The 25,707-nt window shown below is 64.1% G+C and carries 20 protein-coding genes; 7 read left to right on the top strand and 13 right to left on the bottom strand.

What is annotated here, in order from left to right:
- Nucleotides 1-212 precede the first annotated feature (212 nt).
- Nucleotides 213-1,076: a glyoxalase III HchA gene (hchA, locus tag PG900_RS13625; protein WP_270797842.1), complete on the top strand. Its 864-nt coding sequence runs from the start codon at nt 213-215 to the stop codon at nt 1,074-1,076.
- Between the two features lie 99 nt (nt 1,077-1,175).
- On the opposite strand, the gene PG900_RS13620 is transcribed toward hchA, so the two are convergent.
- Nucleotides 1,176-2,279 carry an anhydro-N-acetylmuramic acid kinase gene (locus PG900_RS13620; RefSeq protein ID WP_270831617.1) on the bottom strand — a complete coding sequence of 368 codons (1,104 nt, stop codon included), beginning with the start codon at nt 2,277-2,279 and terminating at the stop codon, nt 1,176-1,178.
- 124 nt (nt 2,280-2,403) lie between these two features.
- On the bottom strand, nt 2,404-3,714 hold the full coding sequence (locus PG900_RS13615; RefSeq protein ID WP_270797844.1) for a peptidoglycan DD-metalloendopeptidase family protein: 1,311 nt from the start codon (nt 3,712-3,714) through the stop codon (nt 2,404-2,406).
- A gap of 114 nt (nt 3,715-3,828) precedes the next feature.
- Between PG900_RS13615 and tyrS the strand changes: the two genes are divergently transcribed.
- Nucleotides 3,829-5,028: a tyrosine--tRNA ligase gene (gene tyrS / locus PG900_RS13610; protein WP_005303305.1), complete on the top strand. Its 1,200-nt coding sequence runs from the start codon at nt 3,829-3,831 to the stop codon at nt 5,026-5,028.
- Between the two features lie 78 nt (nt 5,029-5,106).
- Here the strand turns inward: tyrS and ygjK are convergent, their stop codons facing one another.
- The 4 genes from ygjK to PG900_RS13590 all read right to left on the bottom strand — a co-directional run bounded on the left by ygjK (nt 5,107) and on the right by PG900_RS13590 (nt 10,601).
- Nucleotides 5,107-7,587, bottom strand: coding sequence for an alpha-glucosidase (ygjK, locus tag PG900_RS13605; RefSeq protein WP_270797845.1), 2,481 nt, complete (start codon nt 7,585-7,587; stop codon nt 5,107-5,109).
- 184 nt (nt 7,588-7,771) lie between these two features.
- Complete coding sequence (locus tag PG900_RS13600) at nt 7,772-8,584, bottom strand: helix-turn-helix transcriptional regulator (RefSeq protein WP_270797846.1); 813 nt, start codon at nt 8,582-8,584, stop codon at nt 7,772-7,774.
- Nucleotides 8,585-8,595: 11 nt separating this feature from the next.
- Nucleotides 8,596-9,132 (bottom strand): YbhB/YbcL family Raf kinase inhibitor-like protein, encoded by a 537-nt coding sequence (locus PG900_RS13595; protein WP_270797847.1) that lies wholly within the window; start codon nt 9,130-9,132, stop codon nt 8,596-8,598.
- Nucleotides 9,133-9,344: 212 nt separating this feature from the next.
- On the bottom strand, nt 9,345-10,601 hold the full coding sequence (locus PG900_RS13590) for an adenylosuccinate synthetase (RefSeq protein WP_005303296.1): 1,257 nt from the start codon (nt 10,599-10,601) through the stop codon (nt 9,345-9,347).
- A 187-nt stretch (nt 10,602-10,788) separates the two neighbouring features.
- Here PG900_RS13590 and PG900_RS13585 point away from each other — a divergent pair, with 187 nt between their 5' ends.
- On the top strand, nt 10,789-11,697 hold the full coding sequence (locus tag PG900_RS13585; protein ID WP_011706900.1) for a LysR family transcriptional regulator: 909 nt from the start codon (nt 10,789-10,791) through the stop codon (nt 11,695-11,697).
- A 70-nt stretch (nt 11,698-11,767) separates the two neighbouring features.
- Here the strand turns inward: PG900_RS13585 and PG900_RS13580 are convergent, their stop codons facing one another.
- Both PG900_RS13580 and PG900_RS13575 read right to left on the bottom strand, forming a co-directional pair.
- Nucleotides 11,768-13,165 carry a TAXI family TRAP transporter solute-binding subunit gene (locus tag PG900_RS13580; RefSeq protein WP_270831616.1) on the bottom strand — a complete coding sequence of 466 codons (1,398 nt, stop codon included), beginning with the start codon at nt 13,163-13,165 and terminating at the stop codon, nt 11,768-11,770.
- A 261-nt stretch (nt 13,166-13,426) separates the two neighbouring features.
- Entirely contained in the window at nt 13,427-14,563 is a 1,137-nt protein-coding gene (locus tag PG900_RS13575; protein WP_043160051.1) for a MalY/PatB family protein, read from the bottom strand.
- Between the two features lie 161 nt (nt 14,564-14,724).
- Between PG900_RS13575 and PG900_RS13570 the strand changes: the two genes are divergently transcribed.
- Nucleotides 14,725-15,897, top strand: a complete 1,173-nt coding sequence (locus PG900_RS13570) for an MFS transporter (protein WP_005303290.1) — start codon at nt 14,725-14,727, stop codon at nt 15,895-15,897.
- A gap of 66 nt (nt 15,898-15,963) precedes the next feature.
- Here PG900_RS13570 and PG900_RS13565 read toward each other — a convergent pair whose 3' ends face one another.
- Both PG900_RS13565 and PG900_RS13560 read right to left on the bottom strand, forming a co-directional pair.
- Entirely contained in the window at nt 15,964-16,848 is an 885-nt protein-coding gene (locus tag PG900_RS13565) for a LysR family transcriptional regulator (RefSeq protein ID WP_016351569.1), read from the bottom strand.
- Nucleotides 16,849-16,947: 99 nt separating this feature from the next.
- Nucleotides 16,948-17,703, bottom strand: coding sequence for a YciK family oxidoreductase (locus tag PG900_RS13560; protein ID WP_016351568.1), 756 nt, complete (start codon nt 17,701-17,703; stop codon nt 16,948-16,950).
- Nucleotides 17,704-17,936: 233 nt separating this feature from the next.
- Here PG900_RS13560 and sohB point away from each other — a divergent pair, with 233 nt between their 5' ends.
- Complete coding sequence (gene sohB / locus PG900_RS13555; RefSeq protein ID WP_024944131.1) at nt 17,937-18,944, top strand: protease SohB; 1,008 nt, start codon at nt 17,937-17,939, stop codon at nt 18,942-18,944.
- Nucleotides 18,945-19,030: 86 nt separating this feature from the next.
- Here sohB and astB read toward each other — a convergent pair whose 3' ends face one another.
- The gene (gene astB / locus PG900_RS13550; RefSeq protein WP_024944132.1) at nt 19,031-20,368 is read right to left on the bottom strand and encodes an N-succinylarginine dihydrolase; all 1,338 of its coding nucleotides are present in this window, start codon (nt 20,366-20,368) and stop codon (nt 19,031-19,033) included.
- Between the two features lie 361 nt (nt 20,369-20,729).
- Between astB and topA the strand changes: the two genes are divergently transcribed.
- Together topA and PG900_RS13540 are read left to right on the top strand one after the other, a co-directional pair.
- Nucleotides 20,730-23,351, top strand: coding sequence for a type I DNA topoisomerase (gene topA, locus PG900_RS13545; protein WP_043160059.1), 2,622 nt, complete (start codon nt 20,730-20,732; stop codon nt 23,349-23,351).
- Between the two features lie 114 nt (nt 23,352-23,465).
- On the top strand, nt 23,466-23,633 hold the full coding sequence (locus PG900_RS13540) for a hypothetical protein (RefSeq protein WP_005303277.1): 168 nt from the start codon (nt 23,466-23,468) through the stop codon (nt 23,631-23,633).
- A gap of 15 nt (nt 23,634-23,648) precedes the next feature.
- On the opposite strand, the gene PG900_RS13535 is transcribed toward PG900_RS13540, so the two are convergent.
- Both PG900_RS13535 and PG900_RS13530 read right to left on the bottom strand, forming a co-directional pair.
- On the bottom strand, nt 23,649-24,005 hold the full coding sequence (locus PG900_RS13535; RefSeq protein WP_270831615.1) for an MGMT family protein: 357 nt from the start codon (nt 24,003-24,005) through the stop codon (nt 23,649-23,651).
- A gap of 67 nt (nt 24,006-24,072) precedes the next feature.
- Nucleotides 24,073-25,626 (bottom strand): methyl-accepting chemotaxis protein, encoded by a 1,554-nt coding sequence (locus PG900_RS13530; RefSeq protein ID WP_270831614.1) that lies wholly within the window; start codon nt 25,624-25,626, stop codon nt 24,073-24,075.
- Nucleotides 25,627-25,707 lie beyond the last annotated feature (81 nt).

Genomic DNA, 25,707 nt, shown 5'->3' with positions numbered 1-25,707 from the left:
GAAATGAGGGGCGCCGTTCACTGCCGGATGCGGCAACCAGGCGGGCAGGATGGAAGCCTGCATATGCCATATATTTTCAGCGGTGCGAACATGACCTGGCTGCGCGGGCGCCGTACGTCAGCAACCTGTCAGAGGGAAGGGCACGGCGCATTTACCCAGCCCCTGGCAGCCAATACTGTGAGAGCGAGTCAACCCATGATGGAGAGCGTCCCATGACCGAGAAGCTGATTGACGACAAGCAACCGACCCCGGATCCGGCGGAGCAGAATGCCTTTTTCCCTTCCCCCTATTCATTGAGCCAGTTCACTTCGCGCAAGTCGGATCTGGCGGGGGCCGATTATCCCGCCCCCTATCGCGGCGGCCGCTGGAAGATCCTGCTGATCGGGGCCGATGAGCGCTATCTGCCCACCGACAACGGCACCCTGTTCTCTACCGGCAACCACCCGGTGGAAACCCTGTTGCCCATGTATCACCTCGACAAGGCGGGCTTTGCCTTTGAGGTGGCCACCCTGTCGGGCAATCCGGTCAAGTTCGAGTGGTGGGCCATGCCGACGGAGGATGAGGCGGTGGTGGGGCTCTATGGCAAATACCAGGGGCAGTTCCGCCAGCCCGCCAAACTGGCGGAGCTGCTGGCCCAGGTGCAGGCCCCCGATTCGGACTACCTCGGCGTGTTCATTCCCGGCGGGCACGGCGCCCTGATGGGGCTGCCCGAGAGCGCCGAGGTCAAGGCGCTGCTGGAGTGGGCGATGGCCCACGAGCGTTTCATCATCACCCTCTGCCACGGGCCGGCGGCCTTGCTGGCGGTAGCCAATCCGCACACCTTCGCCGGCTACCGGATCTGCGCCTTCCCCGATGCGCTGGATGAGCAGACGCCGGCGATCGGCTACATGCCGGGTCGGCTCACCTGGAAGTTTGGCGAGCGGCTCAAGGGGATGGGGTTTGAGATCGTCAACAGCGGCATCTCGGGGGAGGTGTGCCGGGATCGCCATCTGCTGACCGGTGACAGCCCGCTGGCCGGCAATCCGCTCGGCAAGCTGGCCGCCACTACCCTGCTGGAGGCGGTGAGCCGCCAATAGCGTCACGCCCCTTGCAAGAGGAACTGGCAGAGCAGGCAGGAAATAAAGCAGGGCCGTCGAGTGACGGCCCTGCTTTATTGGGTCTGGACCAGGCCTGGCTCAGGCGTGATAGAGGGCACCCAGCACGGCTGGGCGGCTGGCACCGGTGACTGCGGGCAGGTTGCCGGGTTGGCGGTGGATAAAGCGCTGCGCCAGCCAGGCAAACGCCGCGCCTTCCATCCAGTCGGGGGCGATCCCCAGCTCGGCCGTGTTGGCGATGCGCCAGCCGGGCAGCAGGCTGGCCAGCTCCACCAGCAGCGGAGCGTTATGGGCGCCGCCGCCGCAGACATACAGCTCGGGCCGGCTCTGCGCATCCGTCAGTGCGGGCAGCTGGCGGGCGATGCTGTGGCAGGTGAGCGCCTGTAGGGTACGTTGCACATCCGCCGGGGCATGGGAGTGGCCGGCCAGCTCGCCATCGAGCCAGTCGAGGGTGAACATCTCCCGCCCGGTGCTCTTGGGGTGGGGGGCGGTAAAGTAGGGGTGAGCCAGCAACTGCTCCAGCAGTGCAGGGATAAGCTGGCCGCTGGCCGCCCACTGGCCGCCGGCATCGTAGCTGGCTCCCTTGGGGTGATGGCGGCGATACCAGCCGTCGAGCAGGGTGTTGGCCGGGCCGGTATCAAAGCCATAGACGCCGTCCGCCTGGCCCGGCAGCACCGAAATATTGGCGATGCCACCGAGGTTCAGCACCACCCGCAGGGCGCCGGGGTGGGCAAAGAAGGCCTGATGGAAGGCGGGCACCAGCGGCGCCCCCTGACCGCCGAGGGCCATGTCCATGGTGCGAAAGTCGGCCACCACATCGATGCCGGTCAGCGCCGCCAGCAGGGCCGCGTTGCCGATCTGCAGGGTAAAGCCGAGCTGGGGGCGGTGGCGGATGGTCTGGCCGTGGCTGCCGAGGGCGCGAATATCCCTGGGAGTCAGCCCCGCCTTGGCCAGCAGGGCGTGGGTGGCGGCGGCAAACTCGCGGGCGACCAGGTTGTCGGCCACCCCCATGCGGTCGATCTCGTTGTCGCCCGGGGTGCAGAGGGCGTGCAGCTCGTGCGCAGTGGGCCAGGGGTGGCTGAGGGCCGCCTCGACCCGCAGTTCATCCCCCTCGATCAGCACCAGCACGGCATCGATACCATCCATGCTGGTACCAGACATCAAGCCTATATAGCGTTCAGTCATGGGGCTTCCTTACTTGCAGGTCGGGAAAAAGCACGTGAGAGAGGGAGCTGCCTCGATTCCATACCGTATTCTGGTACCCGGCATCAAGCCGATATAACGCTCGCTCATGACTGCTCCTTGTGGGTCAATTGCCGCCGTTGGCCCGCTTGTTCTGGGCCAGCTGCAGCTCCGGGCTGTCCAGCTTGGCCAGCTGGGGCATGGCCTGGGCCTTGAAGTTGGCCAGTGCCCGTCCGCTCAGCGTCTCCGCCTGCGGCAGGTTGAGGGTGCGCGGGTTCTTGTGCACGCCGCCCACCACGAATTCATAGTGCAGGTGCGGCCCGGTGACCCGTCCGGTCCCCCCCAGATTGCCGATGGTCTGCCCCTGCTTGACACGCTGCCCCTTGTTGACGGTGCGCTTGGAGAGGTGCAGGTACTTGGTCACGTAGTTGCCGGCGTGCTTGATGAAGACGTAGTTGCCGTTGAACTGGTTGTAGCCAGCGGCCACCACGCTGCCGGAGCCCGCCGCCATGATGGGGGTGCCCACCGGCGCCACGTAGTCGATGCCGTTGTGGGGGCGTACCTTGCCGGTGACCGGGTGCAGCCGGCGCGGATTGAAGTTGGAGCTGATGTATTTGAAGTTGACCGGTGCGCGCAGGAAGCTCTTGCGCATCGCCTTGCCATCCGGGGTGTAGTAGTTGCCGTCCTCGTTCAGCACGGCGCGATAGGTGGCACCCTGGTTGACGAACTCGGCGGCCAGGATGTCGCCGGAGGCAACCCGCTCGTCATCCTGATACTTCTCTTCGTAGACCACCCGGAAACTGTCGCCCGGCTGCAGGTCCTGGGCGAAGTCGATGTCCCAGCCGAAGATGGCGGCCAAGTCCATGATCTGATCCTCGGTCATGCCGGCGTCGACGGCGGCGCCCCAGAAGCTGGAACGGATCTCGCCCTTGGCCACCTGTTCGCGGGTGTCGAGTTCGAGCTTGACCGGTCTGGCCACGAAGCTGTCGGCCTTGCGGCTCACTTTCAGCGCCTGCTCCAGGCTGTGGGGGTAGTAGAGGCTGTGCAGCTCGCCGCCCTTGGTGAGCTTGAAGGTGAGCTCCTGACCGGGTTTGAGCAGGCGCAGGGTATCCGTGCCCTCGAGCTGGTCGATGAGGTGCAGATCCGTGGTGCTGAGGCCGAGGCGCTGGAAGATGACCCCCATGTTGTCGCCGCTGCGTACCTTCACCTGTTTGGTGATGTAGCTCGGCTTGGGCGGGGCGACGGGCTTGGCTTCGGCCAGCAGCGCCTCCTCGTCGACCTGCTGCTCCATGGCCAGCTTGTTGCCGTTGTCATCGACCCGGGTAGCGACCGCCTGTTCGCTGGGCCAGGCCGCCAGCATCATCACCATGATGCTCAGGATCAGCACCATTTTTCGGTGCCAGTGAGGGAGAGAGTTGAAGGCGTGCCAAATGACCATGAGAAGCAGACGAAGTTGAGCCGGGAAGAATGTCGGAGTTTACCGCCTTTCCAATTGGCCCGCCATTCCAGTAATATGTCTGGCCCTGTGGAATCGTGATTGGAGAGTCAAAAAATGTCCCAGCTCGAGGTGGCGCTAGCCGAGATCAAGCGCGGAGCGGAAGAAATTCTGGTGGAAGAAGAACTGGTCGCCAAGTTGAAGGAAGGGCGCCCGCTGCGCATCAAGTTGGGGATGGACCCGACGGCTCCCGACATTCATCTGGGTCATACCGTGATCCTCAACAAGCTGAAGACCTTCCAGGATCTGGGCCATGAAGTGATCCTGCTGATCGGTGACTTCACCGCCATGGTGGGTGACCCCTCCGGCAAGAACGCCACCCGTCCGCCGCTCTCCGAAGAGGCCATCAAGCACAACGCCCTCACCTATGCCGAGCAGGCGTTCAAGATCCTCGATCCCGCCAAGACCCGCATCGAGTACAACTCGACCTGGCTGAGCGAGCTGGGCGCGACCGGCATGATCAAGCTGGCGGCCAAGCAGACTGTGGCCCGCATGATGGAGCGCGATGACTTCAAGAAGCGCTACAGCAACGGCCAGTCCATCGCCATTCACGAATTCCTCTATCCGCTGCTGCAAGGCTATGACTCGGTCGCGCTGAAGGCGGACGTCGAGCTCGGCGGTACCGATCAGAAGTTCAACCTGCTGATGGGCCGCGAGCTGCAAAAAGATGCCGGCATGGCGACCCAGTGCGTGCTGATGATGCCGCTCTTGGTGGGCCTGGACGGCGTCAAGAAGATGTCCAAGTCCGCTGCCAACTACATCGGCGTACACGACGCCCCGGGCGAGATGTTCGGCAAGATCATGTCCATCACCGACGATCTGATGTGGAACTACTACGAGCTGCTTTCCTTCCGTCCGCTGGCTGAAATCGAAGAGTTCAAGGCGGGCATTGCCGCCGGCACTCTCAACCCGCGCGACGTGAAGATCTGGCTGGCCAAGGAGATCATCGCCCGTTATCACGACGAGGCGGCGGCCGAAGCAGCCCACGAAGACTTCACCCAGCGCTTCTCCAAGAACGCCATTCCGGACGAAATGCCGGAAGTCGAGCTGGCACTGGAAGGCGAAGGGCTGGCCATCGCCAACCTGCTCAAAGACGCCGATCTGGTGGCCACCACCTCCGAAGCGCTGCGGATGATCAAGCAGGGCGCGGTCAAGGTTGACGGCGAGAAGCTGGACGATGGCAAGGCACTCATCGGTGCCGGTACCGCCGTCTACCAGGTCGGCAAGCGCAAGTTTGCTCGGGTGACCGTCAAGTAAGTCGCCACCACCGGCGCCGCCATAAGAAAGGCCTCCCTTGCGGAGGCCTTTTTGTTTGCTCATTTCTGCTGATAGGGATCAGCCCTCGGTTTTCAGGAAGTTGCGATAGAGCATGTAGAGGTGGGCCGAGCTCCAGCTGAAGTTGCTGGCCCCCTGCATGGCGCCGCTCTCCGGGTTGTAGTTCTCGCGGATGGGGCCGCTGCCCGCCAGCCCCTCGGCGTTGGCAAACAGCTTGTTGACGAGCTGTTGGGCATCGCTGCGATAGCCGTAGTTCTCCAGCCCCTTCACCCCGAAGTAGAACTGATCCAGCCAGACCCGGCCGCGCCAGTAGATGTCGGGGTCGTAGGCCGGGTTGGTCAGCGCCGCCGTGCCGAGCGGCACCCTGGTGTTGAACTCCTGGGCATTGAGCATCACCTCGCGTACCCGCGCCGCCTTCTCCTTGTCCGCCACCTCGGCCCAGAGCGGGCTCCACCCTTCCGGGCCACGGCCGCGGGCGGTCAACAGCTTGCCGACGCAGCCGTTGGCGTCCGGCAGATCCCCCTGGGCTATCTGGCGGTCGTAATAGAAGCCGGAGGCCTCATCGAACAGGCAGCTGTTGATGTAACCAGCCAGCTGGGTCGCCCCTTCGCGATAGCGGATCGCCTCGTCCGGCTTGCCGAGCAGCTCGGCCATGTCGGCCAGGATACGCTTCTCCTTGGCGAGGAAGGCGTTGAGCTCCACCGACTCCTGATCGATGGAGAAGCCGATGAGGCTGCCGTCGTCCTGATGGTTTTCGAAGAAGAAGACGTTCCAGTCCTGGCGCGCCTTGGCCATGTCGCCGCCATAGGTCTTGTCGGCATAGCGCTTGAGCTGATCCGGCTCGATAAAGCCGAAGCGGGCGGCGTTGTCCATGCCGGACTCCCAGCCGGCGCCGTGCTGGGCGCCGATATCCATGTCGGCGTAGCCGCCAACGCTCAATACCTGCTGATAGAGCGCCATGCCGGCGCAGCCATACCAGCCATCTCCCTCATCGGTACAGCTCGACAGATCCAGCCCGACCGGTGCCCCCGTCGGGTACTGCACCTTGAAGGTGATGTTGCCGAACTCGTCGTTGTGCTCGACGTGGCGGGTGGCGCCATATTCGATGATGCCGTTGCGGTTGTTGTCCCGCGCTCGGTACCACCAGTCGTGATAGGCCTGGATCTTCGGATACATCTCGGCGATGAAGGCCTTGTCCTGGGTGGCGCTGTAGATCTCCCAGATGGCCCAGGCGGAGAGGGGCGGCTTGGTGTCGCGCTCGTTCCAGTTGCCGCCGTCGCCACCGCGATCGGCGAGCTTGTTGTAGAAGACGGCGTCGATCACCATGCCGGCATCCTGCGGCCGAACCGGGTCATCGGCCTGGATCTGGTAGTCATACATGGCGCGCACGTTGTTCTTGGCTACCTCGGGGTTGAAGTGGGCCATGGCGTAGGCGTGCTTCCAGCTGTCCCAGGCCCAGACCCCGTCGAACCAGCGGGCGGTGTTGGAGGGGGTCACCCCGTCGTGCAGGATGGCACCGGCCGGCGAGCGCCAGTTGCCGTTGAGGGTCTCCATCGCCTTGACCGCGATACGCCGCTCCGATTCCGGGATCCCCTGATTGGAGAGGCCGCGCGCCAGGTAATCCTCCCAGCGGCGGATGGAGTCGTCGAAATGGCTGGCGGGGTCGGCCAGCAGCGCCTGGCGGCTCTGCTCGAAACGACTCGCTTCAGCACTGCTGTGGACATAGCTCTGCAGGGTGTAGATATCCTGCTGGCCCTTGGCGGCCAGGGTGAGGCTGGCCTCGCTCACGTAGCCGAGCCCCTGCTCGTCGAGGGTGGTACGGCTAGGCAGGGTGCGATCGATGCGGTAGCTGGCGCTGCCGCTTTGCATGATGTTCCAGGTGCTGCGCAGTTTGCCGAACTGGAATGCCACGCCGCGCTCGGTCTGGCTGATGCTGCGGGTCCAGGTGGGGTACTGCTCGGCGACCGTCTTGTTGGCATCCCACTGGTTGAGCAGCTCCCCCTGCCAGTTGAGCTTGAGGGTGAGCGGTGCGTCAGTGTGGTTGATGAGACGGGTGCGAACCAGCGCAGTGCGGGCATCGCCGTAGCGCAGCTCCAGTTCCAGGGTGAAGGGGTCGAATTCGAAGCGCTGCACCAGCGCCCCCGGGATGGCGTACAGCGCCTGCTTGCTGGCGCTGGTGAGCGGGAAGGCGCGGCCGCTCTCGTCGCTCAGGGTCAGCTTGTCCAATTCGCTGGCGAAGAACAGGCTGTACTCCTCGGCGATGACCATGGGTCCGGTAAAGCCGCCCCACTCGCTGTCGCTGGAGGGCAGCAGGAAGCCGTGCCAGGCACCGAGATCGAGCAGCGGGTTGTATTTGAGGTTGGAGTAGCTGTCAAAGTCACGGAACTGGAGCGGGGTGCCGCTGCGGTCGATCACGTTCTGATACTGGTTCGCCAGGGTGGCGCTGGGGGCGGCCGGGCTGCTGGAGTCATTGCCGTTGCAGGCAGTGAGGCCGAACAGGGCGACGCTCAGGGTGACGGACAGTAAACTTTTACGAAACATCTCTCGCTCCAATGACAGTTTTTGTAGGTTAAGGAAGGTGTTTTTTAGTACTTGTTTTAGTGAAAGCGTTTGCGAGAGCCATTATAGGGCGATGTTGAGGGGAATATTGGCGCTGCGTCACAGTGCAGGAGGGGGAGGTGTGAGCCGGATCACCCGGTTACACGAGGTTACATAGTTTGGTGTTTTAGTAACTATTTACTTGTCTGGCGGCAGCCAGCGAGAGGGAGGAGGGGCAGGTACGCAGGTATTGATAGGGGGTCAGGCCGAACTCCTGCTTGAAGCGGGCGGCAAAGCGGCTGGGGGAGTCGTAGCCACAGGCGAGGGCCGTCTCCAGCGGCGCCAGCCCCTGCTGTAGCAGGGTGAGGGCGTGGCTCATACGCACCTGGGCCAGTAGCTGGCGAAAGCTGCGCCCCTCGGCGGCCAGCTTGCGCGCCATGGAGGCGCGGCTCATGGCGAAGTGCGGTGCGACCCCCTCCAGGGTGTGATCGGCGCCCGGCTCCACCCCTAGGTAGCGGGCCAGCCGCTCGCCGAGGGTCATGGCATGGGCGGGAAACAGCAGGTCGAGCCCGCCGGCGGCCTGCAGCTCGGCATAGAAGCCCTGCAGCAGCTGGACCTGGGTGGCCTCATGGAGCCGCCGATCCGCCATGGAGCAGACCAGCTCGAAACAGAAGGCCAGCGCCGGACTGACCGCCAGGCGCGGCTCCCTGAGCGGGCCGGCCTGGGCGGCGCTGAGCCATTCGACGGGGGGCGGGGTCAGCAGGGTCAGCGCGCGGGAGCGAAACTTGCCCTGCTCCGGCTGGTTGACGAAGGTGAGCTGGTGACCGGCCGGGATCAGCAGCCAGCTCGCCTGATCGAACGCCAGGCGCTTCTCCTGCCACCACAACTGCTTGTGACCCTGCTCCACCCAGATGATGGTGGGGGCGTAGATGAGCACCCGGTGCAGCGGCTGCTGGCGGATCCCGAGATAGTGGTGCAGTTGCAGCAGCGGCGTGCTCATCCGGCTGGCTCCTAGGGGGTGACGAAGGTGGCGGTCAGGGTGGCCTTGCCAAGGGCCATGCTGTTGAGCATGTAGCCTACCATGGCGGGCGGGGTGTCTGTCTTCACCTCCAGGGCCTGGGGCAGGGCCCAGGCGGTAAACTGGTAGCGGTGCATGCCGTGGCCGGCGGGCGGGCAGGGGCCGCCGTAACCCTGGCTGCCGAAGTCGGTCTTAAGCTCCAGCCCTTGCTTGAGCTTGCCGGAGGTGTTGCTCGGCAGCTCGCTCTGACTGGCCGGCAGGTTCACTACCAGCCAGTGCCACCAGCCGCTGCCGGTGGGCGCGTCGGGGTCATAGGCGGTGATGGCGACGCTCTTGGTGCCGGCCGGCAGGTCCTGCCAGCTCAGCTGGGGCGAGCGGTTGTCACCGCTGCAGCCAAAGCCGTTGAAGCTGAAGGCCTTGTCCATCAGCTGGCCTTCGTGGATGTCGCTGCTCTTTAGGGTCATGGCACTGGCGGGCAGGGTCGCCACGCACAGCAGGGAGAGCAGGGTGGTTCGCTTGGCAATCTTCATGGTGAGGCTCCTCGGTGGATGATGGGATCAGTCTAGCGAAGAGGGGGAGAAGGTGAGTGACTCAACCGCTCAAAGTGGCCGTTTTACTGCCATGATATGAGTCGTTATGTTGATTGCTGGTGAGCGCTGCGAAAGAGGGTGGCACGCCGGGCATAAAAAAACCGGCATCCAGGATGCCGGTTTTTTACTGTGCTGACAGCTGATCGCGCAACTTAGCGCAGGATCATCTCGTCACGGCCCGGGCCGACGGAGACCATCGGCACCGGTACGCCCAGCAGCTCTTCGATGCGCAGTACGTACTGCTGAGCCGCTTTGGGCAACTCGGCGAAGGTACGGCAGCCGGTGATGTCTTCGCTCCAGCTTTCCATCACTTCGTAAACCGGCTTCAGACCGGCAGTTTGCGGCCAGATCGGGTTCTCGGTGTGGGCACCTTCGTAGGCGACGCAGATCTTCAGATCCGGCAGACCGGTCAGGCAGTCCAGCTTGGTCAGTGCCACTTCATTGGCAGCCTGCAGCTCGACACCGTTCTTGGTGGCAACGGCATCGAAGTAGCCGACGTCGCGGGGACGACCGGTGGTGGCGCCAAACTCGTTGGCGATCTTGCGGAACTCGTCCTGGTTCTCCATGGCGGTCAGCAGGGTGCCGGTACCGACGGAGGTGCTGAACGCCTTGGCGACGGCGATGACGCGCTCGGGACGCAGACCCGGCAGGCCGCCACCGATGCCGGCATAGGCGCCGGAGACGTGGGAGGAGGTCACCCAGGGGTATTCGCCGTAGATCAGGTCACGGCCGGCGCCCAGCTGGGCTTCGAACAGCAGGGTCTTGCCTTCGGCCTGCAGCGCTTTGAGCGGCATGCTGACGTTGCAGACGGAGTCGATCCAGGGGGCGGACACTTCCAGCAGCCAGTCGGCCATCTCCTGGGCGGTCTGGTTGAATTCGAAGGTCGGGTAGAGTGCCTTGAGCTGCGGCAGTTTCCAGTCGAGGAAGAATTGAATACGCTCGACCAGCACTTCCGGCTGCTTCAGCCAGCCCACCAGGATCGCTTTCTTCATGACGCGATCACCATAGGCGGGAGCGATGCCCTGACGGGTGGAACCGTAGGCGCCGTCGCCCAGGCGCTGCTCTTCCAGGGTATCTTCCATGGCGTGCAGCGGCAGGCAGAGGGTGGCGCGATCAGAGATGGCCAGCTTGGGAGTGACGCCGGAGGCTTTCACTTCGTCCAGCTCGACGGTCAGTTTCTCGGGGCTGATCACCATGCCAGGGCCGAGCACGACCAGGCAATCCGGGTTGAACACACCGCTCGGAACCTGGTGCAGCTTGAAGGTGCCAAGGTCGTTGACGACGGTATGGCCGGCGTTGTTGCCGCCCTGGAAGCGAATGCTGGCGCCTGCTTGGCCTGCCAGATAATCCACGATGCGGCCTTTGCCTTCATCACCCCAGTTGGCACCTACGACTACGATAGACGACATGACTCTTTCTCCTAAGACGTTAGGCGATCATCCTAGGAGGCTCAGGAGGATTAGAAAAATTAATTATCTTTATAATTCCGATAAGAGAGTCATATAATTGCGGTGAATTTATCGGCAAACCGCCCCGCTGCCGTGCCGGCATCCCCGTCAGGGGCCCGTGCGGCCGTGGCGGCACAAGAGGATCCCCATGCTGGATATTCACTGGCTGCACACCTTCGTCACCCTGGCCCGGCTGCAGCACTTCGGCCAGACCGCCACCGAACTGCACATGACCCAGCCCAATGTGAGCCTGCACCTCAAGAATCTGGAGCAGGCCACCCGGGTCAAACTCATCGAGCGCAGCCCGTTTCGGCTGACCCAGGCCGGCGAGCGGCTGCTGCAAAGCGCCGAGCGCGCCATCGCCGAGCTGCAGCTCTGCCAGTCCGATCTCAACGCCCTCAACCAGCTGAGTCAGGGGACGCTGGCCATCGCCGCCAGCGACATCATCTCGCGCCTGCTGCTCATTCAACCCTTTCAGCGCTTCAAGCAGGAGTTCCCCGGCATCGACCTCACCCTGTTCAACACCACTTCGGATCAGGCAGCTGAGCTGGTCAAGGCGGGCAAGGCGGATCTGGGCTTCGTGATGGCGCAAAAGCGCAGCGAGCCGCTGTTCTACACCGAGTTGCAGCAGGTGACCTGGTGCGCGCTGGGCCACGGTCTCGCCCGCTGGCAGGCGCGGGCAAAGGCGGGGGAGAGCGATCCCCTCGACGAGCCGACCCTGATCCTGCTGGGCCACGACACCCGTACCCGGGCGCTTATCGACCCCTCTTTGCCGCTGCTCGGTCTGCCCAGCTGCCGCATCATGGAGGTGGGCAGCGTGGACGCCCAGCTCGACTGGGCCGAAGCGGGCTTCGGAGTGGCCATAGTGCCGGACTTTTCCATTCACCCGCGGCTCAAGCTGACCGCCCCGGTGACCCGGCTCACCGACTTTCCCGGCACCAGCTTAGGGTACGTAGTGCGCCAGAACCAGGTGCTGTCGCGCGCCATCAAGCAACTGCTGCACTGGGTGGAGCAGGAGATCCAGCGCCCGCAGCCGTTGCCGGACGCCAGGGCGTGAGTCCACCCAATATCGAAACAAAAAGAGGCCACCCTTGGGTGGCCTCTGTCGTTGTGGCTGTTTGGCGACCTTACTGGGCAGGTGCGCCGTCCCCGGTCGGTGAGGCGGCGCTCGGTGCGGGCGGTGTTATCGGTACCTGTGCTGTCGATGCCGGTTCGGCGGGGGCAGGCGAGGCGGGTTGTTCCCCGCTCATCACGGCAGAGGGGCTTGGCGCGGCCGTGCCCGTCAGCTTGCCGCCCTGCTCCACGGCGGCCCCTTCGAGCACGGTACTAGCGTCCGGCTCAGTGGCGACGGCTGCCGAGGGGGTCGGCAGCAGGGCGCCAGGGGTCTGCCCGGACGAGGTGGCGGGCGTACCTTCCGGGGAGGGGGCTCCCGTTTCGCCGGCAGGTTGTTTCGCGTCCTCACCGGCGGGGTGTTCCACTTCGGTGGGCTGCGCCGCTGAGGTTGCCAGAGCTTCCGAGGTGGCCGGAGCCGGGCTCAGGGCTTCGGGCAGCAGGGCGGGAGCGGCATCCGCCATGCCGGCGTGGCGCGGTACTTCCGCCTCGCCCTGCATCCCCTCCAGGGTGAGGGCGGTGAGGGCCGGATGGAGGCGGGTGAACTGCTTGAGTCGCCCGCTCAGCACGTCGCGCACGGTGCGCACCTCGCCCTCTGGCAGGCTGGCCAGCGCCACCAGCTCGGCGGTGACGGCGAAGGTGTTGACGCCGCTGGGCTGGCCCGGGTAGAGGTTGGCGCCGATGCGGCTGCGCTGATAGTAGGGATGCTGTTTTAGCAGCGCGTCGACCTGCTCCCCTTCGATGGGGATGAGGCGCGCCTTGCAGCGGCCGGTGAGATCGCCGATGGCCTGGTTGGGGTGGCCCGCCACCACGAAGGCGGCGTCCAGGGTGCCGTCACAGAGTCCCTCCAACCGGTTGTTGGCCGCGGCGGGGATGACGGGAGAAAAGCTCTTGGCCTGCCAGCCCATGGCGTCGAGCAGGGTCTGGCTGGTGATGTGCTCGCCGGAGCCCGGGTTGCCCAAATCGACCCGCTTGCCCTCGATGTCGGCCAGGGTGTTGATGTTGCTGTTGGCGCTGGCGAGCAGGGTCAGCGACTCCTGATGAAGCCGGTAGAGGCTGCGCAGCTGCTCGTCGGGCGCCTGACCCATGAAGGGGCCGGTGCTGTGGGCGGCATGGTGCACCACATCGGACTGCACCAGCGCCAGCTGCACTTTCCCTTGATGCAGCGCCTTCAGGTTGGCAAGGGAGCCGGAGGTGCTCTGCACCGAGCAGTGCAGACCATGGCTGGCCGTCTCTTCATTGAGCAGCCGGCAAATGGCGCCACCGGTCGGGTAGTAGACGCCGTTGAGCGGCCCAGTACCGATGGTGAGATAGGCAGGCGTGGCTGCCTGCAGGGGCAGCGCCAGGGCCGCTGCCAGCCAGGGCAGGGTGCGGCGAAGCAGAGTCGGCAGAGGGTGCAAGGCTGGTTGGGGCATAGTGAACCGGATCAATGGCTGATAAAAGGGATGGGCTGGCCCATCCCGGTTGGCATTCGGCCGCGCCAGCTGCTGGCGGCGGTACTGTGCCGTATTCGGCGCCATCGACATCCCGGGTTGCGGGGCCGTGGCGGCATGTTGCGAAAATATACCCTATTGCGATCGGATACGGATCTGGCTGACTTCAATATATTGCGGGGCCGGCTGCTGCCGGCCCCGCCACTACCCATATGGTGAGGCCATGGGTGAGAACGCGCGTGATCAGCGCGCCAGAATGGCCTTCTCCATGCGGGCCAGCGCCTCGACGAGGCGGGCCCGGGTGCAGCCGAAGTTGAGCCGCACGAACTGGCCGTCACCAAACTGGGCACCGGGAGAGAGCCCCACCCCGGCCTGCTCGAAGAAGGCGATGGGGTCGTCCAGCCCGAGCGCGCTCATGTCGATCCAGGCGAGGTAGGTGGCCTGGTGGCGCGCCAGCTTGATGCCGGGCCAGCGGGCGACCGCCTGCTCGATCAGGGCCAGGTTGGCGGCCAGGTAGTCGAGCTGTTCGCTGAGCCACTGTTCGCCCCCTTCATAGGCCGCCTCTGCCGCCACGAAGCCCAGCAGATTGACGTCGGCGCTGATGCCGCGCATCGCCTGCTGCAGCTTGAGGCGCAGACGGGCATTGGGCACCACCGCGAAGGAGCAGCAGAGCCCGGCGATGTTGAAGGTCTTGCTCGGGGCCATCATCACCGCCGAGCGCTCGGCCGCCGCCGGGCTGATGGCGCCGTAGGGGATGTGGCGGGCGTCCTTGTCCAGCAGCAGGTCGCAGTGAATTTCATCGGAGCAGATCACCAGGTTGTGGCGCTCGGCGATGGCGTCGATGGCCAGCAGCTCCTCGCGGGTGAACACGGTGCCGCCCGGGTTGTGCGGGTTGCACAGCAGCAGCAGATCCGCCGCTGGCGCCTGGCGTTCCAGCTCCTCGATATCCAGCACCCAGCGACCGGCCTCTTCCACCATGGGCACGGTGAGCAGCGGCCGATCGTTGAAGCCCGGCGCCTGCAGGAAGGGGTAGTAGACCGGTTTGGGGGTGATGATGCCACGGCCGTGCTGGCTCCAGGCCTTGCAGGCGAGGTTGAGACCCGGCACCACCCCGGGCAGGAAGACGATCCACTCGGGCTGGATGGTCCAGCCATAGCGGCTGGCCAGCCGCGCGATGATGAGTTCGATCAGCCGGGGAGAGGGGCGCGAGTAGCCGAAGATGCCGTGGGCGACTCGCGCCGTGAGGGCCTCGATGACGGCAGGGGGGGAGACGAAGTCGGTGTCGGCAACCCACATGGGCAGCACGTCCTGTCCCTTGTACTTGTCCCATTTCAGGCTCATGGTGCCGCTGCGATCTATTTCCCGGTCAAAATCAAACATGTGAAATCCTTATGCTGGCCAGTGGGCTTTCACTGTACGGGGTCGGGGACGGGGTCGCAAGCCTTGAGGTGGCTCTTGATAATGACATAAAATAAGCGGCGCCATTTCATGCACTTGCCGAATTTTGGCCAGTTTTCTTCCCTCCAATCAGTGGTAATTCTATGCGCTTGCTGACCGCCGCTCGCAACAGGACGGATCCCGTCTCCCTCTCTTTTCTGGCCGTGACCTTTATGACCGGGGTGGCGGTGGCACTGCAGGTGCCCACCTTGAGCCTGTTCCTGGCCGAGGAGGTGCAGGTGCGCCCCTTCCTGGTGGGGCTCTTCTATACCGTCAACGCGGTGATCGGCATCCTCATCAGCCAGTGGCTCGGCCATCGTTCCGACAACAAGGGGGATCGCAAGCGGCTGATCCTGCGCTGCTGCTTCGCCGGCGTGGTGCTCTCCCTGCTGTTCGCCTGGAACCGGCAGTACTGGTTGCTGGTGAGCCTGGGGGTGCTGCTGGCGAGCCTGGCCGCCACCGCCAGTCCCCAGCTGTTCGCGCTGGCGCGTGAATACGCCGACAGCCGCAACAAGCGGGCCGACATGTTCAGCTCGGTGCTGCGGGCCCAGTTCTCGCTGGCCTGGGTGATAGGGCCGCCCATCGCCTTCGCGCTGGCCATCGGCTACGGCTTTGAGGTGATGTACCTCGCCTCCGCAGTGGCCTATCTGCTCTGCGCCTTCGTGGTGTGGCGCTGGCTGCCCTCGTTGCCGCTGCCGGTGATGGACAGCGAGGTGGAGCGGGTCAGCAGCTGGCGGGATCCGTCGGTGCGGGCGCTCTTCATCGCCTCCACCCTGATGTGGACCTGCAACAGCATGTACCTCATCAACATGCCGCTCTACATCACCCGCGAGCTTGGGCTGGAGGAGAAGCTGGCCGGGGTGCTGATGGGCACGGCGGCGGCCCTCGAGATCCCCTTCATGCTGCTGGCGGGCCATTACACCCAGCGTTTTGGCAAGCGCCCCATGATGCTGCTGGCGGTGCTGGCCGGGGTCGGCTTCTACGTGGGGCTGGTGACCCTGTCGAGCCAGCATGCCCTCATTGCGCTGCAACTGCTCAACGCCATCTTCATCGGCATCGTCGCCGGCATCGGCATGTCCTACTTCCAGGATCTGATGCCGGGTCGCGCCGGGGTGGCGACCACCCTGTTCGCCAACAGCATCCGTACCGGCTCTATCATGGCGGGTGCTATTGCCGGGACTGTGGCGGAGATCTGGAGCTTCCACGGGGTCTTCATGGTGGCCATGGGCCTGGCGCTGCTGGCGCTGGCCGCCTGCTGGCGAGTGCCGAACGTCTGAAGCGGAAAGGGTGAGGGGGCGAGCGGGTCGGCCCGCCTCAATGTCTGATGGCGGCGGGGAGGTGCTCTAGCGGTCGTTGTCGTTCTGGTATTCGTTGCGCAGGCAGCGCAGCAGCAGCTCGGTGGCCGGGCCCAGCGCGTCGGCCGACGGAGTCAGCAGATAGGTATAGAGGTGGCGCTCGTTGCCGCTCGCCAGATCCAGCGGTACCAGGGCGCCGCTTGTCAGCTCTTCCTGCACCAGGTGGCGCGGCAGCCAGGCGTAGCCGAGGCCGAGCTTGAGCATGGCGATCACCTCGTGGTAGTGGGTCGCCTTCCAGCCGGTGTCGTCCGCATCGTTCCAGTCCACCGAGCGGTGAATGGGGGGATGCAGGCTGATCTGGTTGTGGCTGGCCAGCTCCTCGGCGGCGATGGCGCCACCCTGGGTGGCGAGCGGGTGCTCGGCCGAGCAGAGCGGCAGCAGGCACACCTCGTCCAGCGGCAGGCCGGTGCGATCGTGGGGCAGGTGCTCGGAGAGCATCAGATCCCCTACCTGCAGGGCGTTGAAGTGGCAGTGAATGCGCTCGTGCAGATTGACCCGGCAGCCCCGGCTGCGGGGATAGAAGTTGGCCAGTGCCCGATAGAGTCGCTCGCGCGGCTGCAGCACCGACACATAGAGGTTGATCTGCGGCTCCCACTGCCGCTCCAGGTTGTTGGCCAGGTTCTCCAACTCTTCCACCTGCTGGCTGAGCTGACGGGCCCGCTTGAGGAAGATCTCCCCCGCCGGCGTCAATACCGCCTTGCGCCCTCTCACCTCCAGCAGAGCCACACCCAGACTCTGCTGCAGCTTGGCTACCGCATGATTGAGAGAGGATTGGCTCTTGTTCAGCGCCTCGGCGGCCTGGGCGTAGCCGCCACAGTCAACCACGGCCTGAAAGATCCGCCATTGCTCAAACGTGCTCTTGGGACGAAACATATCTCAACCTGATAAGGGAGCGGATGTTGAAACAGGGTGCCGACGGCACCCTATTGAATGTAACCCCATGCGGCGCAGGGTTGCGGTTATTTTGTTGATTTATTTGGGCTGGGCCACAAAGGTCTGGCCGGTTTTGCCCCGGCTGTCCGCGCCCATCAGATAGAGATAGAGCGGCATCAGGTCGGCGGGGGTCTTGAGGTTCATCGGATCTTCGGCCGGGAAGGCGCTGGCCCGCATCTTGGTGCGGGTGCCGCCCGGGTTGAGGGTGTTGACCCGCACACCGGTATTTTCCAGCTCGTCCGCCAGCACTTCCATCATGCCTTCGATGGCGAACTTGGAGATGGCATAGGTGCCCCAGTAGGCGCGGCCCTTGCGGCCCACACTGGAGGAGGTGTAGACGATGGAGGCATCGCCCTGCTCCTTGGCGGTCTGGCGGATGAGCGGCAGCAGCGCCTGGGTCAGCAGGAATTCGGATTTGACGTTGACCTGCATCACCTCGTCCCACTCCTGCTCCTGGATGTGTTCGAACGGTGACAGGGTGCCGAGCAGGCCGGCGTTGAACAGCACGCCGTCGAGACGGCCGAACTGCTGGGCGAAGGTCTCGGCCATGCCAAGGTAGTGGCTCTTGGTCGCCCCTTTCAGATCCACCGGCACGATGGCGGGCAGCGGATGGCCGGCCGCCTCAATCTGGTCGTAGACAGCCTCCAGCTTGGCGCTGGTGCGGCCGAGCAGGATCACGGTGGCGCCGTGGGCCGCATAGGTGAGCGCCGCTTCGCGGCCGATGCCGTCACCGGCACCCGTGACCAGAATGACCTTGTCCTTGAGCAGATCCCGGGGGGCCTGATAGTTGAACATGACAACTCCTGTTAACAATTCGTGGCAGATGCGCGCGGCAAATAGAGGGGCAAGTGTACTGATCCCGCACGGCGTTTGACCAGTATGAGATGGCAAAAATGTGAATAAATCAGAGGGGTTGTGATTGTCGATTGGCATTTTTGACGGGTTGACGCAGAGTTTTTGCGCACACCGGGCAAACTCCCTAGAATGTGAAAAAATCGTCCCCCCGGGGCACACCAGTGGAGCATCAAGTGGCATTTTTGACCGAATACGGCCTGTTCCTGGCCAAGACCCTCACCCTACTGCTCGCCATCGGCGCCGTCATCCTGATGGTGGTGAGCAGCCGTCAGCCCAAATCCCGCAAGGGGGAACTGGTGGTGACCGATCTCTCCAGCGAGCTGGAGCAGGGACGTCACCAGTTGCAGGCTGCGCTGGCCGGCAAGGCGGAGCGCAAGCAGCTGGAGAAGGCGCGCAAGGCCGAGCACAAGGCCCGGGCCAAGAGCGAAGATGCCCGCAGCCGGCTGTTCGTCATCGATTTTCACGGCAGCATGGATGCCAAGGAGGTGGCCTCCCTGCGTGAAGAAGTGAGCGCCGTGATAGGGGTGGCCCAGCCGGGCGACGAGGTGCTGCTGCGGCTCGAATCCGGCGGCGGCGTGGTGCACGGCTACGGCCTGGCTGCCTCCCAGCTGCAGCGGCTGCGGGATCGTGACATCAAGCTGACCGTGGCCATCGACAAGGTGGCGGCGAGCGGCGGCTACATGATGGCCTGCGTGGCGGATCAGATCCTGGCGGCGCCGTTCGCCATCGTCGGCTCCATCGGGGTGATCGCCCAGCTGCCGAACTTCAACAAGCTGCTCAAAAAGCACGACATCGAGTTCGAGATGCACACCGCTGGTCAGTACAAGCGCACCATCACCATGTTTGGCGAGAACGACGAGCAGGGGCGCGAGAAGTTTCGCGAGGAGCTGGGGGCCATCCACGAGCGCTTCAAGGCATTCGTGGCCGAGCACAGACCCAACCTCGACATCGACAGCGTCACCACCGGCGAGCACTGGCTGGCGAGCCAGGCCAAGCAGCTCGGGCTGGTGGACAGCCTCTGCACCAGCGATGACTATCTGCTGGCTCAGGCCAGCCAGCACAAGGTGGTCGGCATTCGCTACAGCAAGCCAAAAAGCCTGACCCAGAAGCTCGGTCAGCAGGCCGCCGTGGCGCTGGAGTCCGGTCTTGGTCGGCTGTGGCAGCAGGGCCCCTGGCGCTGAGCCAGGGCAACGTAAAACCCAATAAAAAAAGCCGGGCACTTGCCCGGCTTTTTCATTGCATCGGCGCTGCAGGCCAATGGCGCGTCTCAGCGCTGGAACGGGTAGACGGAGCCGAGTTTGAGGATCTGGGTCAGCTCATCCAGCGCGGTGCGGGACTCCATGACCAGCGCCGGATCCCGCAGGTCGTCCAGTGCCAGGCTGTCGCGGTAGTGGCGATCGACCCAACCATCGAGGCGGGCAAACTGGCTGTCGGTGATGAGGCAGGCAGGGTTGACCGCGGCCAGTTCGGTGTCGTTCATGGCCACTCGCAGCCGCAGGCAGGCGGGGCCGCCGCCGTTGCGCATGCTCTGCTTCACGTCCATGTAGTGCACCCCCTTGATCGGGGTCCCCAGGGTCACCAGCTTGGCCAGATAGGCCGATACCGCCGGGTTGTCGCGACATTCGGTGGGGGCAATGATCGCCATCTCGCCGGAAGGCAGGGTGAGGATCTGGGTGTTGAACAGATAGGACTTCACCGCATCCTGCACCGACACCTCGGCAGTCGGCACCTCGATAAAGTGCAGCTCGCCGTCGCCGAACTTGGTGCGCACCTCGGCCAGCGCCGAGGCGGTGTTGAGGAACGCCTGCTGGTGGAAGAACAGCACGTTCTGGTTGCCCACCGCGATCACGTCGTTGTGGAACACCCCCTGATCGATGACGTCCGGGTTCTGCTGGATGAAGACCGCGCTCTCGTCCCCCAGGCCGTGCAGGCGGGCGATGGCCTGGCTCGCTTCCAGGGTCTGGCGGGCCGGGTAGCGTTTGGGGGCGGGTTGGGAGACATCGAAGGCGCTGCGGCCATAGACGAACAGCTCGACCCCGGATTCGCCATAGGCGCGGCACAGCCGGGTGTGGTTGGCGGCCCCCTCGTCACCGAAGTGGTCGTTCTCCGGCAGGTGCTGATGGTGATAGAAGTGGCGGTCGTTGTTGAACACGGCGCGCAGGATGCGGCCGGTTACCTCGGGTTCGAGGGAGCGGTGAAACTTGTTGGTCAGGTTGGCGGGGGTGAAGTGGATGCGGCCATCCTGGGTATCGGCACTCGGGGAGACGGTGGCGGCGTTGGCGGTCCACATGCTGGAGGCCGAATAGCAGGCGGCCAGCACGGCAGGGGCCTGTTTGGCGGCCTGGGCCAGCACGCTGGCATCGTTACCGGTGAAGCCAAGGCGGCGCAGGGTGGCGAGATCCGGTCGCTCCTGCGGGGCCAGCACTCCCTGGGTCATGCCGAGCTCGGTCAGTGCCTTCATCTTGCGCAGACCCTGCTTGGCCGCCTCCTTCGGATTGGACGCCTCCTTGGCATTGTTCTGGGAGGCGACGTTGCCATAGGACAAGCCGGCATAGTTGTGAGTCGGGCCGACCAGGCCGTCGAAGTTGACCTCGAAGTGCTTCATTGAGTACATCCTTTCGATTTTTATATGGGTAGCGGTTCCTTCCGCGCACAATGCTGCGGGATGCAGCCATTATAAGGAGATTTTGTCTTTTGTAACAAGCTGATAACGAAGCTGGTTTGTTATGTTACAAGAGCGGTTGGTTATGTCGTTTCAAATATAAAAAGAGGGTGGATATAGCATAAAAATAAAAAAGCGGTTGCTTCCCGCGGCTCGGCTTCGCATTAATAAATAAAGAAACAAAGTGGTTCGGGCTGCCGGGCAAATTTGCTCACAAGATTGCTTTTTCCCGTCAAATCTCTTATACAGCCCCACAAAACCGCACACCAACCCCGTCGGGTGCAATGAGGATAATAGTTACAGCATGGGCAAATCACTGGTCATAGTGGAGTCTCCGGCCAAGGCCAAGACCATCAACAAATATTTGGGCAAGGACTACGTGGTGAAATCCAGCGTCGGTCACGTGCGCGATCTGCCCACCAGCGGCAGCGCCAGCAACGAGCCCAAAAAACCTGTCATTCGCGGCATCAAGCTGAGCGAAGCAGAGAAGGCTGCCAAGGATCGCAATGCCCTGTTCTCACGGATGGGGATCAATCCGACCGCAGGCTGGCAGGCCAACTACCAGATTTTGCCCGGCAAGGAAAAAGTGGTCAGCGAGTTGCAGAGTCTGGCCGAGAAGGCCGACACCATCTATCTCGCAACCGACTTGGATAGAGAGGGAGAAGCGATCGCCTGGCACCTGCGCGAGATCATCGGCGGCGACGACAGCCGCTACAAGCGCGTGGTGTTCAACGAGATCACCAAGACCGCCATCCAGGAGGCGTTTGCCCAGCCATCCGAGCTGAACATTCACCGCGTCAACGCCCAGCAGGCCCGTCGTTTCCTCGACCGGGTGGTGGGTTACATGGTCTCCCCGCTGCTCTGGAAGAAGCTGGCCCGCGGCCTCTCCGCCGGTCGGGTACAGTCCGTCGCAGTGCGCCTCATCGTCGATAAAGAGCGTGAGATCAAGGCGTTCGTACCGGTCGAGTTCTGGGATCTCAACGCCGATCTGCTGACCGCCGACAAGAGCGATCTGCGGATGGAAGTGGTCAGCCGCAACGGCGCCGACTTCAAGCCGGTGACCCAGGCCGAGACCTTCGCCGCCGTGGCCGCCCTGGAAGGGGTCGACTACAAGGTAGTGAACCGGGAAGACAAGCCGACCGGCTCCAAGCCGTCCGCCCCTTTCATCACTTCTACCCTGCAGCAGGCGGCCTCTACCCGGCTGAGCTTCGGGGTCAAGAAGACCATGATGATGGCCCAGCGTCTCTATGAAGCGGGTTACATCACCTACATGCGTACCGACTCCACCAACCTCAGCAAAGAGGCGGTCGAGGCGGTGCGGGAATACATCGGCGAGCAGTATGGCGCCGCCTACCTGCCGAGCGATCCAAACCTGTATGGCGCCAAGGCCAATGCCCAGGAGGCCCACGAGGCGATCCGCCCCTCCAGCGTGCTGGTGACTGCCGAGATGCTGGAAGGGATGGAGCCCGACGCCATGCGGCTCTATGACCTCATCTGGCGTCAGTTTGTCGCCTGTCAGATGACGCCGGCCCAGTACGACTCCTCCACCCTGACCGTCAAGGCGGGTGAGTTCGAGCTCAAGGCGCGCGGCCGTACCCTGCGCTTCGCCGGTTGGACCAAGGCGCTGCCGCCGATGGGCCGCAAGGGCGAAGACAGCCAGCTGCCGGCGGTGACCGTCGGCGAGATCCTCAAACTCGTCAAGCTGGATCCGCGCCAGCACTTCACCAAGCCGCCCGCCCGCTTCACCGAAGCGGCGCTGGTACGCGAGCTGGAGAAGCGCGGCATCGGCCGTCCGTCTACCTACGCCTCCATCATCTCCACCATCGTCGATCGTGGCTATGTGCGGGTCGAGAGCCGCCGTTTCTTCGCCGAGAAGATGGGTGAGATTGTCACCGACCGGCTGGTGGAGAACTTCGTCGAACTGATGAACTACGAGTTCACCGCCAAGATGGAAGACAAGCTCGATGGCATCGCCGAAGGGAGCCTGGAGTGGAAGAAGGTGCTGGACGCCTTCTACGCCGAGTTCACCCAGGAGCTGGAAAAAGCGGACAAGGCGCCGGAAGAGGGGGGCATGCGTGCCAACCAGATGGTGCTGACCGACATCGACTGCCCGGATTGCGGCCGCAAGATGGGTATCCGTACCGCCACCACCGGGGTGTTCCTCGGCTGTTCCGGCTACGCCTTGCCGCCCAAAGAGCGTTGCAAGAAGACCATCAACCTGGTTTCCGCCGACGAGTTCGTCTCCGCCACCGACGGTGAAGAGGCAGAAACCGAGGCGCTGCGTGCCAAGCATCGCTGTGGTGTGTGTGGCACAGCCATGGATGCCTACATCATCGACGACAGCCGCAAGCTGCACGTCTGTGGTCGCAACCCGGATTGCGATGGCTACGAAATCGAAAAAGGCCAGTTCAAGCTCAAGGGTTACGAAGGGCCGAGCATCGAGTGCGACCGCTGCGGCTCCGAGATGCAGCTCAAGAACGGCCGCTTCGGCAAGTACATGGGTTGCACCAACGACACTTGCAAGAACACCCGCAAGATCCTGAAAAACGGTGATATCGCGCCGCCGAAGGAAGACCCGGTCCCGCTGCCGGAGCTCAAGTGCACCCAGTCCGACGCCCACTTCGTGCTGCGTGACGGGGCGGCCGGTCTGTTCCTTGCCGCCAGCAACTTCCCGAAATCCCGCGAGACCCGTGCGCCGCTGGTGGAAGAGCTCAAGCGCTTCAAGGAGCGTCTGTCGCCCAAGCACCAGTATCTGGCCGATGCCCCGGCGTCAGATCCTGACGGTAACGCCGCCATCGTGCGCTTCAGTCGCAAGACCAAGGAGCAGTACGTGATGACCGAGGTCAACGGCAAGGCGACCGGCTGGACGGCGCACTACGACAACGGCAAGTGGCAGGAGAGCCTGGCCAAGTCGAAGAAGGCGTGATTGCGCGCAGTTCACACTCTGATGAAAGAGGCCCCTCGCAGGGGCCTTTTTGTTTTCGGATGGCGGTATACTGAAACCGCTGCAAGGATGGCAGCGCTGGACACGGAGGTTGTGATGGAGATTAACGAGATCCGGCCGGGAATGACCTGTCTGACCCGGGAAGGAACCGCCTATGTGCTGGAAGTAGACAAGCAGAGTCTGCTGGTGCTGCTGCAGCGGGAGTACGAAACCATCCCGGTGCAGGTGCGCAGCGACGAGATCCTGGCCCCCATCACCCGGTGAGGCGGGCCGCCATCGTCAAAAGGGCAGGAGAAACAGCAGCTCGGCGAGGTCGGGCTGCCACTGCCACTCCCGCATCCTGACCCGCCCGCCAATCACGGGCACCCCCTCTTCCTGCAGCAATCCCGCCTGTTTATCGAAGCCTGTCGACCCCTTGGGCAGTGAAATGGTGCCCGCCGCGCCCAGTACCCGATGCCAGGGCAGCACCTTGTCGGTCTCCCGCAGCACCTTGCCCACCAGCCTGGCCCGACCGGGCAGCCCCGCCAGATCCGCCACCTGGCCGTAACTCACCACGCGACCGGCCGGGATCAGGGCGAGGATCGCCTCGATGCGGGCAACCTTGTTCAGCGGGGCAGGGGTCGATTCCATTCTCATCCGGATCACTCGTCAATAACGACAGAAGCGCCATTGTGGCGCTTCTGTCGGGTGGCTGGCAAATGGGTCAGCCGAAGGTCTGGCTGAGCCCCTTGAGCTGCTTGGCCCGCTCCAGCAGCTCCTGACTGGAGTCGTCGACCTCCTGCATCTTCTGGCTGTTGGCGTGGGAGTACTCGGAGATCTGGTTGATGCTGCGGCTGATGTCCTCCACCACCGTCTGCTGCTGCTCGGCGGCGGCGGCGATCTGGGTGGAGAACTCGGTGACCAGCTCGATCTCCTGCAGCACGGTATGCAGGCTGCTGGAGCCCTGGCGGGTCATCTCGGCGCATTCGCGGGTCTGCTGCAGGTTCTCCTGCATCATCCCCTTCCAGCGGCCCAGGGTGTGCTGGATCTGCTGGATGCTGCCCTGGATCTGCTCGGTCGCCTTGTGGGTGCGGGTCGACAGGGTACGCACCTCGTCTGCCACCACCGCAAAGCCGCGCCCCTGCTCGCCGGCCCGGGCCGCCTCGATGGCGGCGTTGAGCGCCAGCAGGTTGGTCTGGTCGGCGATGCCCTGGATCTCCCCCATCACGCTGCCGATCCGCTCCGACTCGCTGGCCAGCTCCACCGCCGAGTTGAAGGCCTGCTCCGCCTGTCTGGCGAGCTGTTCGATGCGCTGCTCGGTCTGGGCCAGCTGCTTGTCCGTGTGCTGGCAGCGGCTGCGGGCCTCGTTGACCTGACCGTTGGAGTCCTGGATGTTGCGGGCGATCTCGTGGGCCGTGCTGGCCATCTGGGTCATGGCGGCGGCCATCTGCTGGGTCTGGGCATCCTGCTCGTTGATGTCGAGGCAGGCCTGATGGGAGGCCTGTTTCAGGTTGGTGGCCAGGGTCTGCAGCGGATTGGTCGCATCGTTGACCCGGCCCAGTACGGTGCGGATGCGGGCCTGCAGCATCTTGATATGAAAGTCGGCGATGGCGCCGGGGCCGTCCCCTGAGTAGACCAGCCGGGTCAGGCTGTCGTATTCGCGACCGAGCTGCTGCAGATAGAGCGGCAGGGCGAAGAGCTCGCGCCAGTAGGCGCCGCCGATGAGCAGCAGGGGCAGCAGCATCAGCAGGGCGATCATCGGGCCCTGACTGCTGGCGGCCCAGCCCAGCAGGCCGAGCAGCAACAGCGCGAGCAGCGGCAGGCGGGCACGGGCGAGGGAGGGGAGGCGGCTGCTGGTACCGCGCTCCGCCTTGAGCAAGGCCTGGTAGGTCTGGCTGGCGATGCGCTTGAGCTGGGGATCCGGCTTGCAGCGCACCGACTGGTAGCCGCTGATCCGGTTGCCCTCGTAGATGGGGGTCACATAGGCATCGACCCAGTAGTAGCGGCCATCTTTGCAGCGGTTCTTCACCATGCCACGCCAGGGTTTGCCCTCCTTGAGGCGGGCCCAGAGATCGGCGAAGGCGGCCTTGGGCATGTCGGGGTGGCGTACCAGGTTGTGATTGTGGCCGACCAGCTCCTCGACGGGGTAGCCGGCGATGCGGCAGAAGGCGGGGTTGGCGTAGGTGATCACCCCGCGCAGATCCGTGGTGGAAACGAGTTGTTCGTCGGCAGGAAACTCCACTTCGCTGTCCAGGGTATGGACGTCTCTGCGGGCCATAGGAATACGCTCCGATGTTCTTGTTGATAACTTTGTCGTTGTTATTGTGGCAGATCTGGAGGTGGCTGCAGGCTCGCGCCA

Source organism: Aeromonas sp. QDB03, from assembly GCF_027707985.1.
Taxonomy (GTDB): domain Bacteria; phylum Pseudomonadota; class Gammaproteobacteria; order Enterobacterales; family Aeromonadaceae; genus Aeromonas; species Aeromonas hydrophila.
Note: the sequence above shows the minus strand (reverse complement) of the source record. Positions and strands in the feature narration are given on the sequence as shown.

Bases quoted from the DNA above. Each gene is read 5' to 3' on its own strand.
- PG900_RS13540 (WP_005303277.1), top strand. From the start codon at position 23,466: ATGGAGATTAACGAGATCCGGCCGGGAATGACCTGTCTGACCCGGGAA.
- PG900_RS13535 (WP_270831615.1), bottom strand. From the start codon at position 24,005: ATGAGAATGGAATCGACCCCTGCCCCGCTGAACAAGGTTGCCCGCATC.
- PG900_RS13565 (WP_016351569.1), bottom strand. From the start codon at position 16,848: ATGTTTCGTCCCAAGAGCACGTTTGAGCAATGGCGGATCTTTCAGGCC.
- ygjK (WP_270797845.1), bottom strand. From the start codon at position 7,587: ATGTTTCGTAAAAGTTTACTGTCCGTCACCCTGAGCGTCGCCCTGTTC.
- PG900_RS13560 (WP_016351568.1), bottom strand. From the start codon at position 17,703: ATGTTCAACTATCAGGCCCCCCGGGATCTGCTCAAGGACAAGGTCATT.
- PG900_RS13600 (WP_270797846.1), bottom strand. From the start codon at position 8,584: ATGAGCACGCCGCTGCTGCAACTGCACCACTATCTCGGGATCCGCCAG.
- PG900_RS13575 (WP_043160051.1), bottom strand. From the start codon at position 14,563: ATGTTTGATTTTGACCGGGAAATAGATCGCAGCGGCACCATGAGCCTG.
- PG900_RS13530 (WP_270831614.1), bottom strand. From the start codon at position 25,626: ATGGCCCGCAGAGACGTCCATACCCTGGACAGCGAAGTGGAGTTTCCT.
- PG900_RS13615 (WP_270797844.1), bottom strand. From the start codon at position 3,714: ATGGTCATTTGGCACGCCTTCAACTCTCTCCCTCACTGGCACCGAAAA.
- astB (WP_024944132.1), bottom strand. From the start codon at position 20,368: ATGAAGCACTTCGAGGTCAACTTCGACGGCCTGGTCGGCCCGACTCAC.
- topA (WP_043160059.1), top strand. From the start codon at position 20,730: ATGGGCAAATCACTGGTCATAGTGGAGTCTCCGGCCAAGGCCAAGACC.
- hchA (WP_270797842.1), top strand. From the start codon at position 213: ATGACCGAGAAGCTGATTGACGACAAGCAACCGACCCCGGATCCGGCG.
- tyrS (WP_005303305.1), top strand. From the start codon at position 3,829: ATGTCCCAGCTCGAGGTGGCGCTAGCCGAGATCAAGCGCGGAGCGGAA.
- PG900_RS13590 (WP_005303296.1), bottom strand. From the start codon at position 10,601: ATGTCGTCTATCGTAGTCGTAGGTGCCAACTGGGGTGATGAAGGCAAA.
- PG900_RS13595 (WP_270797847.1), bottom strand. From the start codon at position 9,132: ATGAAGATTGCCAAGCGAACCACCCTGCTCTCCCTGCTGTGCGTGGCG.
- PG900_RS13570 (WP_005303290.1), top strand. From the start codon at position 14,725: ATGCGCTTGCTGACCGCCGCTCGCAACAGGACGGATCCCGTCTCCCTC.
- PG900_RS13580 (WP_270831616.1), bottom strand. From the start codon at position 13,165: ATGCCCCAACCAGCCTTGCACCCTCTGCCGACTCTGCTTCGCCGCACC.
- PG900_RS13585 (WP_011706900.1), top strand. From the start codon at position 10,789: ATGCTGGATATTCACTGGCTGCACACCTTCGTCACCCTGGCCCGGCTG.
- PG900_RS13620 (WP_270831617.1), bottom strand. From the start codon at position 2,279: ATGACTGAACGCTATATAGGCTTGATGTCTGGTACCAGCATGGATGGT.